Consider the following 12,657-nt stretch of genomic DNA (forward strand, 5'->3'; position numbering starts at 1 on the left):
ACCTACGTCACGAGTGAGAGGAAGCCGGAGAGCGTCCAGAGATCGGGCTCCGGAAGTTCAACGCCGTCGGGGTAGTCGGGGCAGTAGGCCCGCGTACCCGCCGTGCCCTGCTCCAGCACGAGGAACCGCCGGCACCGCCCGCCAAGCAGGAAGTCGCGCGCAGCTGAGGTCATGGTACGCGTGAGAAGAGTAAGCGGCACGGCCTCGGCGATGCACCGCTCGATGAGTTTCGGCTGGATATGTCGGTCGTTAAAGCCGTAACCGATGCACACGTATCCCCTGGCCTGCTGCAAGGCACGATCGGCGTTGGCCAGGATCGTCCGGAACGGCTCGTCGTGGGTGATCCGGTACTTCTCAATGCCGGGCGTGACGATGAGGGGCGAGTACCCGGTCAGCCGTGTCGGCATGAGAGGCAAGCCCAGGGGCGTGGTGCCAGTTGGTCCATGGAACCAGTCCAGCGAGCCATGCACTTTCCAGATATTGACAGTGCGGGCAGGCTTTTTGCTCTGCATGAAGCGTAGCGGGGGATCTTTCTGTCGGAAGCGTAGGTAGCCGTGCCCGAATCCGGTGCAGTGGCAGAGCTCGCCCGCATCCGCCGCGTACTCCGCAAGCCGGTCGTAGTTGGTCGTGACCACGTCTAGTTCAGCGTGCGTGCTCGTCAGCAAGTATCGCAAGAATCGTGTCAGGGCCAAGTGCTGCTGATCGCGTACGACCGCCTCGAAGGCATGCAGGTCCGCCGCCGCGATCAGGTCCCAAGTCGCGTTCACGACATGGCGCGTCAGCGCTTCAGGCAGTCGCACGCTCGTCAGGACAGTTTCCAGATCCGCGCGTCTCGCCTCGGTCATAAACGTGCACCAGGCGTCCGAGTGCTCGGTGTCAGGAAGCGGCGGGTTGCTGGAGATCAGATGATCTGACAACGCACCCATTCCGGGCAGCCCGTACGGGATCGAAGCGCCGCTACCCAGTACGATGACCGGCGCAGCGGCCACGCAGGCCTGCGCCAACTCCGGCACGAGCCGCTCGGCAGGAGCCGGTGCAACGGGGCTGCGCGGCATCGCAATGCTCTTGAGGGCACTCATCGTCGTTATGAAGTCGGCACGTTAGGCAGGCATAGATCGAGAACGACGGGCTGCATTTCCCCTTTACTCCGTTTGTACAGTCCACGCTGATGCTGGTTCCGCTTTAGATCAGGTCGACGCACTTGTCGCGGAGGCTCTCGTGGAGGTCACTAAGACCGTTGCTGTAACACAATAATACCAAAGCCTCCATATCGCCGCTGGCCGATTAGGGCCTGCCCACGCGAAACACAGACCAGACAGTCAAGAATGTCCCACAAAAATGAGACTTTCATTTTTCGGACAAATGTCCTACATAGTCTTTGATCTTTGCAGGGCGAATTGCGTGAGAGGACTGGGTGATGCTGGTCGGGTACGCCCGGACGTCGACCGTCGAGCAGGAGGCCGGCCTTGCGGCTCAGGTTTGCGACCTGGAGGCTGCCGGCTGTGAGCGTGTCTTCTCTGAGCGTATCTCGTCGGTCGCTATGCGAACCGAGCTCGAAGCGGCGCTGCTCTTCGTCTGCCAAGGCGACACCCTCATCATCACCAAACCCGACCGGCCGGCCCGCTCTGTCGCAGACCTTCTCGCCATCGTCGGTCGCCTTGAGGCGAAGCGCGTCGGCCTTCGCGTGCTCTCCATGGGAGGCAGCGAGGTCGATACTGCGACGCCAACTGGCCGGCTCATGCTGACCATGCTTGGCGCGGTCGCAGAGTTTGAGCGGGCACTGATGCTTGAGCGACAGCGAGAGGGCATCGCGAAGGCGAAGGCCGAGCGGAAATACCGCGGGCGTGCGCCGACGGTGATGCGGCAGTCTGCCGAGATTCTGCGGCTGAAAGAGGAGGGCGTTCGGCCGACGAACATCGCGAGGCAACTCGGGGTCGCGCGCAGTTCGGTATACCGCGTGCTCGACAAGGCCTCGCCGGCGTCGGCGCCGACTACGGTCCCGGAGCCACCGACCCCGGGCCCCCAAAAGACCGCGAGCGCACGCCGATCGTCATCGCGCCGACCATATTCTTCGATTCGGCTAGGGCGACAGAGCCCTAATCGATAGACAATCAAATCGGTTCAACGATTTAGATGGCAGGGAGATTGCGATCCGCTTGCGTGCGCCCTCACAGGCCCACTAAAGTGCGAGCCGGTCCGGGCTACCGCCCCCGAACCGGCGCCTTAGGTACTTGAGTGCCGAGGGAATCCTCCGAGTTTGCTTGGCGGCGTCTCGGAAGGACAGAATAACACTGGATCTGGAGTAATCAGTGCGCCCGAGGCCCCTCGTAGGCGTTACTATATGCGCCGCTCGCCGGTTCGTCCAGAACCTCGGCGCTGTGGGAATTCGCGCGCACTCAGATCCACGCCAGTCAGCCGCCGCCCTTGACCGCGCCATGCGCGGAGGCGGCTGCAATGGTCGCCCATAGAGCCCAACTCACCCTCGGCTTCGACCCCGTTGAGCCGGTAGAGCCGCGCCAAGTCCCGCGCTGGGGTTTCTGGACGCTCAACGTCGCCAGCGACGCTGGCCGCCTGCAGCAGCGCATCTATCGGCTCGACCAACTGCCGTTCGTGCTGGCCCACTGCCGGCGCGACCGTGACACGTATATGAGCCAGGGGCTGTTCGCTCGGCCGACGCGTCGCGCCATTCATCTGCTCGCCGCAACACATGCCCAGGTCGATCTCGACACCTACAACGTGGATCGGCTCCGCAGCCTCACCGCAGATCAGCTCGGCGGCCTAGTGCGGCTTTACTGCCGCGACGAAGGGATTCCGCAGCCATCCGCGATCATCTCCAGTGGCCGCGGCCTTTACCTTAAATGGTACTGGCAGCACGCGATCCCGCGCGCGGCCGCGGGCCGTGCCGTCGCCGTGAACCGCGCTCTGGCAGCGCGGTTCAACGAACTTGGCGCCGACCCACGAGCCATCGACATGAGCCGCATCCTGCGTGTGATCGGGACGGTGAACTCGAAAAGCGGCGAGGTCGTCCGCCTACTCCACCTGGAGCAATCGCCCTCAGCCGACGTCCTGACCTACGACTTCGATTGCTTTGCCGACGACGTCCTGCCGCATACACTCGAGCAGATCCGCGGTTACAGGGACGCCGCTCAGGCGCGCAAGACAGAGCTTCGAATCCGCTCCCATGAGAAGGTCCGTCGCGCGGCTGCACAGCAGGCCCGCGGCGTGCAGCGCGTCTTTTGCCGCGAGGATTGGCACTGGGGCGTCCTCGAGGACATCCGGACGATCGTCGAGAAGCGCTGGCCTAAGGGCGTTCCTGAGGGCTGGCGGGATACGATCGGCCACCTCGGGGCCTGCCAACTGGGAATGGTCGTGCCTGAGCATGTCCTCTGGCCGGAGATCCAGGCCTGGGCCCGCATCCTGCTGCCGACCGACTACGTTTCCAATGACCTTGCTGGCCACGCCTCCTCCCTCCTCGACCGCGCTCGCCGCGCTGCCAACGGGGAACGGACGATCGTCGCCGGTCGCGAGCGCTCGCCAATCTGGACCTACAGCAAAACGCGCTTGATCGAGATGCTGCAGGTCGAGCCGGCGGAGGAACGCATTCTCACCAGGCTCATCACCGACGACGAGAAGCGGCGCCGGGACCGCGAAGCGACGACCGCCGCCCGTCGTGCCGCCGGCGTTCAGGAACGCACTGTCTACGAGGCCCGGGCTGCCCATAGGCGCCGCCGGGTCGTGGAGCTTCGCGCGGTTGGGCGTAGCTGGCGCGCGATCGGCGCCGAACTCGGGATCAGCCATGGCGAGGCACAACGGCTCGCCAAGACTGCGTAGGGTCTGTCCGTACGTCCAGAGCTTGGCCCGGACTCCCGCTAACACTGGTGTATAGGGTCTGTCCCTAAATCTATCTCTGCGAAGCCCTGGGGGTCTTCCCCCTTAGCTGGAAGGCTCTTGTTAAAAGGGCAAGGTGAGACCGCGGATAGCCGCGCTCCTTCTTCGCTGAAACTCAAAAAGAAAACCCGCCGGCGGAGCCGGCGTAACCGCCGCGTAGCGGCGCTCTTGCCAGTCGCAGGGTAGAGCGTTTCCGCCTGCAAATAACACGACCCCGTCGCCGCCGCAGGCGGCGGGCGAATTTCGTTTCTATTTTGTATCGAATATCTGGGTTTCGACCAGAGCGGAGGCGCGAGTCTGCATCCCGAAAATCGCTCCTTGGAGGTAAGCGCGGCGACGAGGCCCGTGGTGTATTCGGCTTGACGCTCAGGTGTGTTCGGCGGTCGCCCAGCACCAGGGCATGAGTTCGTCGATGCGGCTTTTGGGCCAGCCGTTGACGAGGCGGGTCAGGACCTCGGTGAAGTATCGCTGGGGATCGACGCCGTTGAGCTTGCAGGTCTCCACCAGGGAGGCCACGGCCGCCCACCTTGCTCCGCCATCGTCGCCCGAGGCGAACAGCGCGTTCTTCCTGCTGAGGCAGATCGGGCGGATGGCCCGCTCGACGGTGTTGTTGTCCAGCTCGATCCGGCCATCGTCGAGGAACCGCACCAGGCCCTCGCGATGGTTGATCGCGTAGCGGATGGCGCCTGCCGTCGGGCTGCCGCCCGGCAGCCGCGCGAGTTCCTCAGAGAGCCAGGTGAACAATGCCTCGACGAGCGGGCCGCTCTGCGCCTGGCGCCCGGCACGGCGCAGAGCGGGCGACAGCCCGCGCAGCTTCGCCTCTACCTCATAGAGCCCGGCGATGCGCTTCAAGGCCTCCTGGGCGATCGGCGCATTCTTGCCGCGCGCCAGCTCGATGAACTCCCGCCGCACATGGCTCCAGCAGAATGCCAGCGCGATGCCGTCCTCCGCTGCGGCCAGCGCCTTGTAGGCGGCGTAGCCGTCGCATTGCAGGATGCCCCGGTAGCCGCCAAGCAGCGCCTTCGCGTGCTCGGCGCCGCGCCCTGGCGCGTAGTGGAACACCACCGCCGGCGGGTCGGCCCCGCCGCAGGGCCGGTCGTCCCGCGCGATCGCCCAGGCATAGCCCTTCTTCGTCCTGCCGCGGCCGGGGTCCAGCACCGGCATGGTGGTCTCGTCGGCGAACAGCCGCGCCGAACCCAGCAGGATCTCCCGCATGCGCCGGACCACGGGCAGGACCTCCATCGCACCCGTGCCGGCCCAGTCGGCCAGCACCTCGCGGCCGAGCTCGATGCCCTGGCGGGCCAGGATCTGCGACTGCCGATACAGCGGCAGGTGGTCGGCGTAGCGCGAGACCAGGACATGGGCGACCGTCGCCTCGGTCGGCACGCCGCCCTCGACCAGGCGGGCAGGTGCCGGCTCCTGCAGGACCACGCCGGGACAGGCCCGGCAGGCAAGCTTCGGCCGCTTCGTCACGACGACGCGGAACTGGGCAGGGATCACGTCCAGCCGCTCCGCGGCATCAACGCCGATCTCGACCAGAGGGCCCTGGCAGCAGGGACAGGATATCGCCTCCGGCGCCAGCACGACCTCGATGCGCGGCAGGTGCGCCGGCAGGCGGCCGCGGCCGGCACGGCGACGTTTCGCCTGGTTGTCGCGCAGCGTCGGCGAGGCCTTGCCCGCCTCGGCCGCGTTCTCCGCCAGCGTCGCCTCGATCTCCTCGAACGCGAACAGCAGCTGCTCCTCGGGGAGCTTCTCCGACTTCGTCCCGAACTGACGGCGCTTGAGCTTCAGCAGCAGGTGCTGGAGCCGCTCATTCCGGCTCGCCAGCGCGTCACGTTCGGCGGTCAGCGTATCGACGGCCGCCAGCGTCTCCAGCAGCACCACACGCAACGCCGCAGCGTCCTCCGGCAGGCTCGGCGTGTCGTCATCCGTGGCGCGCATCGTGTCGCCGAGTCTAGGCAGGGACGCTCGGCGTGGGAATCTCCCGCACCGCCCCGACACGTCGCCAATCGATGCCGTCGAACAGCGCGGCGAACTCCAGCGGCGTCAGTCGCACCACGCCATCCACGATCGCCGGCCAACGGAACGCCGCAGCCTCCAGCTGTTTCCAGACCAACACCAGGCCGCTGCCATCCCAGAGCAGGATCTTGATGCGGTCGGCGCGACGCGAGCGGAACACCAGCACCGCGCCCGAGAAGGGATCGGCGCCCAGCGCGTCGGCAGCCAACGCCGCTAGGCCATGCGCGCCCTTGCGAAAGTCGACGGGCTTCGTCACCAGCAGGATCCGCGCACCGGCGGGCGGCGCGATCATGCCGCCGAGACCCGGATCGCGCGCAAGACTGTCGTCAGCAGGTCGGCGTCAGTGCCAGCCGTGACGCGCAGAACCGCGCCAGCCACCTCGACCTCGATTGACGGCGGTGAAGGCGATGGCGATGGCGATGGCGATGGCGATGGCGAAGTCGTATCGGGCGCGCTCGCCGGCGTCTCCGCCACGATCGGCACGAAGCCCAGCGGCGCCACCGCCGCGCGTCGCATCTCCCGGCGCCACGTGAACACCTGCTGCGAGCTGACCTGCCAGCGTCGCGCCACATCGGCCACCACCGTGCCGGGCCGCAGCGTCTCCGCCACGATGCGCGCCTTGTCGTCGTCGGACCACTTCCGACGTCGGCCAGGCCCCGTCAAAACCTCTACACGCCGATAGCCGCTGTCCTTCGCGTCATCGCTAATGTCGACCATAATGCCGGCCCGAAGCTCCATGCTCCACGCCGACCCACCACATCTACTCACCGCGCCGGAAGACGGGCCTCGTCGCCGCGCTTACCCTTGGAGCAAGTTTACGACGGTTTACAAGTGGAAAGCGCAGTACGGCGGGTTGCAGGTTTCCGAGGCGCGGCGCCTGCTGGTGCTAGAGGCGGAGCACCGACGATTTCGCTCAAGGGAGTGGTGTTGAACAACGAGAAGCTGCGGCGCCTGTTTAGGCTTGAGCAGCTGCAGGTGCGACGTCGTGTCGGGCGCAAGCGCGCCCGGCACGCGCGCGCCCCTGGTCTAGACGGCGGGGCCGAACTGCAGGTTGTCACTGGATATCGTATCGGATGTGCTGTCGGGCGGGTGGCGGTTCCGCGTGTTGTGCGTGGTAGATAACTGCACGCGGGAGAATTGAGCTGTGGTGGCGAACACATCGTTGTCTGGGCTGTGATTGCTGCCCGAGCTGGACGCGGTCGCGGCCGAGCTCGGCTACCCTAAGGCGGTGGTGAACGACAACGAGACGGAGCCGACCAGCATCGCGATCCTGGCCTGGGCACAGAAGCACGGCTTGGGCTGCACTACATCCCACTGGGCAAGCCGCATCAGCGCTAGGAGGTAGGGCGCCCGATTCGATGACGGTGCGGTCGTGCTCGCCGGCTTCAAGGCCGCTGGGCGCCGGCTGCGCCGTTGGCATTCGGCCAGCCTCAACCCAGGCTGCGCGCGACGCCCTGTATGGGTATGGCCGGGAAAGAGAAACGGCGCTCGACCAAACTGAGAAATAATGCTCGGAATTCCTCTATCTCAGGGCCGACCACGTCACCATCCTCGTAATCAGCAGCCAGGCAAATTCATGACACGAAGCCGTCGGTGTCATGTAGAGATTCCCGTTCGTCCCAATACATCAAACCTCGCAGACGTGGGCGGCTTAGTCTCGATCGACGCTCAGCTCGCATGCTGCTATCAAGGTAATCATCAATATAAAGGATATTTTGCCAAATTTTATTGTTTTCGATCAAGTTTTCTAGATCGGATGACTCGTGGTCTATGTCTGCGCGTCTGTGCTGGTCCATCAGTGCCTCGTAGGCAGTACGAAGCTCCTCCTGTTCGGCCTCTTCTTGAGGATAGCAACCGTCGATATTTATAGGAATTCCAGATGAGAGCCAGTCGAAGGCGAATTGGATGGCCGTTGCGCTTGCGTAGCGCGACAGACCGAGAACGAGATAGGGATTGCGGGACGGTGTCGGCATGTCGCTCGAAGGTTGGTGTCTGCGGAAATCGTATACCAACCAGATTTGTTGGTTGGCTGCAATCTACTTGCGAGGCGTCGGCTTAATGATATTGGAGTAGGTGAGCCGCAAGGCTCTGTTGCACAAATGGCCGGAAGGGGGATTCATCTCGTGAATCCAGCGTGATAGCTGGACAGCATGAGCAGACCGACACGGCCGACGTACAAGACCAGGAACTGGCCCGCCTACAACGAGGGGCTCAAGCGACGCGGCTCGCTGACGATCTGGTTCGACCACACGCTGGAGCGACGGGTTCGCCACTGGCAGGCGCTGGCCGGCCCGCGATGCGAGGTGATCTTCCGCCAGGACCACCCGCCAGGGCGGCAGGGACTGTCCGACTTCACCGAGGCCGCTTCGCTCGGCATCAGCATCGCCGTCCAGCCGCTCGATCACCGGCTCTACCACTCCGCCTCGCCTTCTCCGGCTGGCAACATGTCTGCGTGGTGCTCGGCGGCGCGCCGCTGGAGCACCGATCCGACAGCCTCGCCGCCGCCTTCCGCAACCTCACCCGCGACGCCGCCGAGGAGGCCCTCGTCACCGTCCCCTCCACCCTCATCGGCCACCGCCTGCGCGTGCGCCACCACGACGACCGGCTGGAGTGCTTCCTCGGCACCACGCCGGTCCTCACCCTATCGCGTGGGCCCCTGGTTTACCGAGGGCAATGCCCGAAGCCTGTTAGCGGTTTCACCTTCTCGGGGGAATCACGAGATCGGCTTCGATGGAAGGCCGATCGGGAGGAGATCTCCCCGTTGGGCTGACGAGCACCAGTCTGTCCGACGAACCATTGGCCATCTAGGGAATTCGTGGTCGGACGTGGCAACGCCGGGCGACTGATTGTGGCAGAAGCCGGCTCCTTCATATCTCTGACGCACGGCGTCTGATGCGTTTGGAGGCGGCAGGATTCCGAGCGGGGGGCGATAGAAGAAGCGGCAGTCCTGGCACTTAGGACGTTCTTCATCGTCCGCGGATGGGGCTTTCCCGTTTCCGCAACTGCTGTGCCGCATGACGAGCGGCCAGTGGGTGAAGCCGCTTTGGGTTGGGCTCGGCGCGGGGGTGCCGCTGCGGCAGCGTCCGGCGTTCAGGTAGGTAACCCGGTCGCGTTCGGTGCTCCCGACTGGGGGTGTTAGTCCAGCTGGTGGGCGATCGAAGAAGATGCAGCTGCGGCATGGCGTGGGGGTAGGTGGCTCGTCCTTGTCGATATTTTGGTCGTCGTTCATGCGCCGGTCTCCTGTATCTTACTTCTCGCGATTTCGCAGATGGATTTCCACCTTGGCGCGGCGGGCTGCATTGGCGGTCCGGCGAGCTTCCATTCGGTGGGCGTGGTGCATGCGCTTTGCCTTTGCCGCCTCGGCGCGAACCTTCTCCGGTCGAGGAGTGACTTTCTTTTTCAGGAGGCCTCTTGGGTCGAGAAGCGCCTCGGCGCGGAAGACCGGGGCGGCGTCGTCGCCCGGCATCCGGGGGATCCAGTCCGTCGCCCGTAGCACTCGGTCGCGCATCGTCTCCAGCGCGAGCCTTCGGGATGGACCGAGCCCGCCAGCCAGCGATGCGGCGTCCGCCAGCGCTGTCCGGTCGTCGGCAAGGCGGCCGAGGGACGCTTGTAGTGCTGCTGCGGCGGCTCCAGCGGCTGGTCGTATCACTACGGCTCGGCCGAACGACAGGGCCATGGTCTCGGCTGCAGCCTCTGGGGCCAGGCCCGTTGCGACTCTCTTGGCTACTTCTGGGCGGACTGCCGGCAAGGCCTCGTCCAGTCCTGCCGCGGCGACGATGACAGCTTCGCTGGAGGAGGCGATCGAGCGCATCGCATCCCGAAGCGAGATTTTGGCCTTAATCTTGGGCCGCTCCGAGGGCCTTGCTTCGGCAAGTGCAATTGCCTCCCGCAGTAGCTCGGAGCCTCCGCGGAGGGCCGCTGCCACGTAAGAGGAGGTGTCCGACGCCTGCAGGGCGGCTGAGTTGGCCCGAGCGCTTGCGTACAGCCTCGTCAGCGGGCGGTCTGCCAGCAATGTTGACATGAAGGTGCGCTCGTTCGCTGTTGCGCCGGGGCGCAGCCGGAAGATGGGAAGCTGCGCTGCCGTTGCGGCGTGCGGTGTCGGCGCCAACTTCTTCGGGACGCGGTCTGCCGATCCTGTGGAAGTCGTGGTCTGCGCCTCCGCCGCTGCAGGGGTGTTCCTCAGAACGGCGGGGGGCGGCGCCGTGGAAGTGACGTCGGCAGGCGACGGCTTCCGTGAAGCTGTGGGGTTGCCGGCTATGGAAGTGGTCGCCTGTTTCTGCGGGTTCCGCAGCCCGTTGGTTGGTGTTCCTGTGGAAGTCTGTCCTTCGGCGTGCGACGGCGGGGCGGTCGGTGTTGCCGTTGGCGCAGATGCGGGCGTGGCAGATTGGTCTTCCGCCTCCGCTTTGGCGACGAGCGGCAGCAGCGCGGCTACCAGGTGGCGTGTCGAGATCGCAGCTGGCTCGAGGGACGTCGGCTCGGGTAGCTCCTCAGGAAGCGCCGAGCGCATCTTGAGGATGGATCGCAGGTCGCCGGCGAAGACTGCGTCCGCCATCTGGGGAGCGGCCTCTGCTGCGAGGCGCCGCTCGATGGCCGCGACGAGAGAGGTGGCTGCCCGCCCTTCGGCATCCCAGTGGTCGGCTCTGTCCATCCGGCCCGCGGCACGTGCGTTTCCAGCCTCCAGGGTGGCCCAGGTGGCGCGGCGCGTTGCCGCTTCGGTGGCGGACCTGAGGCGGATCTCGCCTTCGCTCTCGCCAGCGCGGAGAAGGTTCCGCAGCACCGCGCCGGAATTGGTTTGGCCGGCCGCGGTGGCATAGCCCTGGGCTTCCAGGGCTGCGGCCTTGGTCCCCAGGTGCTTCGTCGGCTCGAGGATCATGCCGTCGTGGTCATCGATCTCGCCGCCCTGCCTGACGACGCCCAAGCGCTGCGCGCCATAGTGCTGGCGCAGGCCGCGGCGCTGTCCGACCAACGCGCGCTGATCGAGCGGCTCCGGCGGCAGCTGGCCCGGCTGCGGCGAATGCAGTTCGGCCGTTCATCGGAGCGGCTGGCGGCCGAGGCCGATCAGCTCGAGTTGGCGCTCGAGGAGTTGGAAACCGAGGCGCCCCTCCCTGCACCCGCCGAGGATCCCACGGATACCGCGGCCAGGCCGGAGCGCCGCAAGCCTGCCCGCCGCCCGCTGCCGGAGCACCTGCCGCGCGAGGTGGTCGAGCACGGCGCCGGGGCGCAGGGATGCGCGGCCTGCGGGGGTACGCTGCGCCGCCTCGGCGAGGACGTGACCGAGGTGCTGGACTACCTGCCGGGCCGGTTTCGCGTGCTCCGGCATGTCCGGCCCAAGTTCTCCTGCCGCGGCTGCGAGGCCGTCACCCAGGCCCCGGCGCCGAGCCTGCCGATCCGCCGCGGCCGCGCCACGGCGGGGCTGCTCGCGCATGTCCTGGTGGCCAAGTACGCCGACCACCTGCCGCTGTACCGCCAGAGCGAGATCTATGCCCGGGCAGGCCTCGAACTGCAGCGCTCGACGCTCGCCGATTGGGTCGGCCAGTCGGCGGCGCTGCTGCGGCCGCTGATCGATGCGCTGGCCCGGCATGTCCTGGCGGGCGCCGTCCTGCATGCCGACGACACCCCGGTGCCGGTCCTCGCGCCCGGCCTCGGCAAGACCAGCACCGGCAGGCTCTGGGCCTATCTGCGCGACGAGCGGCCGCACGGCAGCACAATCCCACCCGCCGTGCTCTATCGCTACAGCCCGGACCGCCGGGCCGAGCATCCCAAGGCGCATCTCGCCGGGTTCCGCGGCGTGCTGCAGGCCGACGGCTACAGCGGGTTCGACGGCCTGTACGACGGCGGCCAGGTGCGGGAGGCAGCGTGCTGGGCGCATGTCCGGCGCTACTTCTTCGAGTTGCACGCCACCGGCCAGGCGCCGCTGGCAACCGAGGCGGTGCGCCGCATCGGCCTGCTCTATGCCATCGAGCCGGACATCCGCGGCCAGCCGCCCGACACGCGAGCCAAGCAGCGCCGGGCCAGGGCCGGGCCGATCCTCGAGAACCTGCGCGCCTGGCTCGACGAGACCCTCGCCCGGGTCTCCGGCCGCAGCGATCTGGCCGTGGCCATCCGCTATGCGCTGTCGCGGTGGGAGGCGCTGACGCGCTACGTCGCCGACGGGCGGCTGGAGATCGACAACAACCCGGTCGAGCGGGCGATCCGGCCGCTCGCCCTCGGCCGGAAGAACTGGCTGTTCGCGGGCTCCAACACCGGCGGCCAGCGTGCCGCGGCGATCGCCTCGCTGATCGCCACCGCCAAGCTCAACGGTCTCGATCCGGAAGCCTATCTCCGCCGCGTGCTGGAGCGCATCGCCGACCATCCCGTCAGCCGGGTCGCCGAGCTCCTGCCCTGGAACTTGCCAAGGGACGCAAAAGCCGCGGCAACCTGACGGTCGATCGCCTCATCACCGGACGCTTACGCTGCACTGACGGATTGGCTTGACCGGATGATCGCGGCTGGTGTGGGCCAGCGGGCAATTGTTGCGGCCTTGACGGCCCCGCTGGCGCGACGCGGCATTAAGCTCGCTTATCAGACCGTCCGGAACTATAGGTGCCAGACGTCACGTTTGTTGGGCGCTGGAGCTCGCGAGCGGGTGGCGCTGGTGGACGGTGTGGATCACGGGCATCTCCGTGCCGCGCCTGGCGCGGTGGGTCGCGATGGCAGGAGGCCAGTCGCGGCCGCAGCGCTAGAGCGTGCGCTCGCCCGATCCGGGGTTTG

The 12,657-nt window shown here is 66.6% G+C and carries 9 protein-coding genes and 2 pseudogenes; 5 read left to right on the forward strand and 6 right to left on the reverse strand.

Translation table 11 applies throughout. The features are described 5' to 3' along the window. Positions 1–2: 2 nt before the first annotated feature. The gene (locus ACTIE5_RS06255) at positions 3–1,079 is read right to left on the reverse strand and encodes an SIR2 family protein (RefSeq protein ID WP_439548846.1); all 1,077 of its coding nucleotides are present in this window, start codon (positions 1,077–1,079) and stop codon (positions 3–5) included. Between the two features lie 338 nt (positions 1,080–1,417). Here ACTIE5_RS06255 and ACTIE5_RS06260 point away from each other — a divergent pair, with 338 nt between their 5' ends. Both ACTIE5_RS06260 and ACTIE5_RS06265 read left to right on the forward strand, forming a co-directional pair. Continuing rightward, positions 1,418–2,107 carry a recombinase family protein gene (locus ACTIE5_RS06260; protein ID WP_439548847.1) on the forward strand — a complete coding sequence of 230 codons (690 nt, stop codon included), beginning with the start codon at positions 1,418–1,420 and terminating at the stop codon, positions 2,105–2,107. A 347-nt stretch (positions 2,108–2,454) separates the two neighbouring features. Next, positions 2,455–3,831, forward strand: a complete 1,377-nt coding sequence (locus tag ACTIE5_RS06265; protein WP_439548848.1) for a hypothetical protein — start codon at positions 2,455–2,457, stop codon at positions 3,829–3,831. A gap of 423 nt (positions 3,832–4,254) precedes the next feature. Here ACTIE5_RS06265 and tnpC (ACTIE5_RS06270) read toward each other — a convergent pair whose 3' ends face one another. From tnpC (ACTIE5_RS06270) to ACTIE5_RS06285, 4 genes are all read right to left on the reverse strand, one after another. Further along, positions 4,255–5,829 carry an IS66 family transposase gene (tnpC, locus tag ACTIE5_RS06270; protein ID WP_439548849.1) on the reverse strand — a complete coding sequence of 525 codons (1,575 nt, stop codon included), beginning with the start codon at positions 5,827–5,829 and terminating at the stop codon, positions 4,255–4,257. Positions 5,830–5,842: 13 nt separating this feature from the next. Beyond that, positions 5,843–6,199, reverse strand: coding sequence for an IS66 family insertion sequence element accessory protein TnpB (gene tnpB, locus ACTIE5_RS06275; RefSeq protein WP_439548850.1), 357 nt, complete (start codon positions 6,197–6,199; stop codon positions 5,843–5,845). Next, positions 6,196–6,645 carry an IS66-like element accessory protein TnpA gene (tnpA, locus tag ACTIE5_RS06280; RefSeq protein WP_439548851.1) on the reverse strand — a complete coding sequence of 150 codons (450 nt, stop codon included), beginning with the start codon at positions 6,643–6,645 and terminating at the stop codon, positions 6,196–6,198. The genes tnpB and tnpA overlap by 4 nt, the downstream gene beginning before the upstream one ends. An 836-nt stretch (positions 6,646–7,481) precedes the next feature. Then, positions 7,482–7,880 carry a hypothetical protein gene (locus ACTIE5_RS06285; protein WP_439548852.1) on the reverse strand — a complete coding sequence of 133 codons (399 nt, stop codon included), beginning with the start codon at positions 7,878–7,880 and terminating at the stop codon, positions 7,482–7,484. Positions 7,881–8,057: 177 nt separating this feature from the next. Between ACTIE5_RS06285 and ACTIE5_RS06290 the strand changes: the two are divergent. Then, positions 8,058–8,153 (forward strand): annotated as a pseudogene (locus ACTIE5_RS06290) (IS5/IS1182 family transposase); the annotation flags it as partial. 3 nt (positions 8,154–8,156) lie between these two features. Further along, a pseudogene (locus ACTIE5_RS06295) lies at positions 8,157–8,446 on the forward strand (IS21 family transposase); the annotation flags it as partial. Positions 8,447–9,154: 708 nt separating this feature from the next. Here ACTIE5_RS06295 and ACTIE5_RS06300 read toward each other — a convergent pair. Then, on the reverse strand, positions 9,155–10,780 hold the full coding sequence (locus tag ACTIE5_RS06300; RefSeq protein WP_439548853.1) for a hypothetical protein: 1,626 nt from the start codon (positions 10,778–10,780) through the stop codon (positions 9,155–9,157). Positions 10,781–10,786: 6 nt separating this feature from the next. On the opposite strand from ACTIE5_RS06300, the gene tnpC (ACTIE5_RS06305) reads away from it, so the two are divergent. Beyond that, entirely contained in the window at positions 10,787–12,328 is a 1,542-nt protein-coding gene (gene tnpC, locus ACTIE5_RS06305) for an IS66 family transposase (protein WP_439548854.1), read from the forward strand. The last annotated feature ends 329 nt before the right edge of the window (positions 12,329–12,657 follow it).

Source organism: Falsiroseomonas sp. (genome assembly GCF_051859025.1).
Classification (GTDB): domain Bacteria; phylum Pseudomonadota; class Alphaproteobacteria; order Acetobacterales; family Acetobacteraceae; genus Falsiroseomonas.

What these genes read in the sequence shown, in the direction of transcription:
- tnpC (WP_439548849.1), bottom strand. Translation starts at nt 5,829, where the DNA reads ATGCGCGCCACGGATGACGACACGCCGAGCCTGCCGGAGGACGCTGCG.
- tnpB (WP_439548850.1), bottom strand. Translation starts at nt 6,199, where the DNA reads ATGATCGCGCCGCCCGCCGGTGCGCGGATCCTGCTGGTGACGAAGCCC.
- ACTIE5_RS06300 (WP_439548853.1), bottom strand. Translation starts at nt 10,780, where the DNA reads ATGATCCTCGAGCCGACGAAGCACCTGGGGACCAAGGCCGCAGCCCTG.
- ACTIE5_RS06260 (WP_439548847.1), top strand. Translation starts at nt 1,418, where the DNA reads ATGCTGGTCGGGTACGCCCGGACGTCGACCGTCGAGCAGGAGGCCGGC.
- ACTIE5_RS06255 (WP_439548846.1), bottom strand. Translation starts at nt 1,079, where the DNA reads ATGAGTGCCCTCAAGAGCATTGCGATGCCGCGCAGCCCCGTTGCACCG.
- ACTIE5_RS06285 (WP_439548852.1), bottom strand. Translation starts at nt 7,880, where the DNA reads ATGCCGACACCGTCCCGCAATCCCTATCTCGTTCTCGGTCTGTCGCGC.
- ACTIE5_RS06265 (WP_439548848.1), top strand. Translation starts at nt 2,455, where the DNA reads ATGGTCGCCCATAGAGCCCAACTCACCCTCGGCTTCGACCCCGTTGAG.
- tnpA (WP_439548851.1), bottom strand. Translation starts at nt 6,645, where the DNA reads ATGGAGCTTCGGGCCGGCATTATGGTCGACATTAGCGATGACGCGAAG.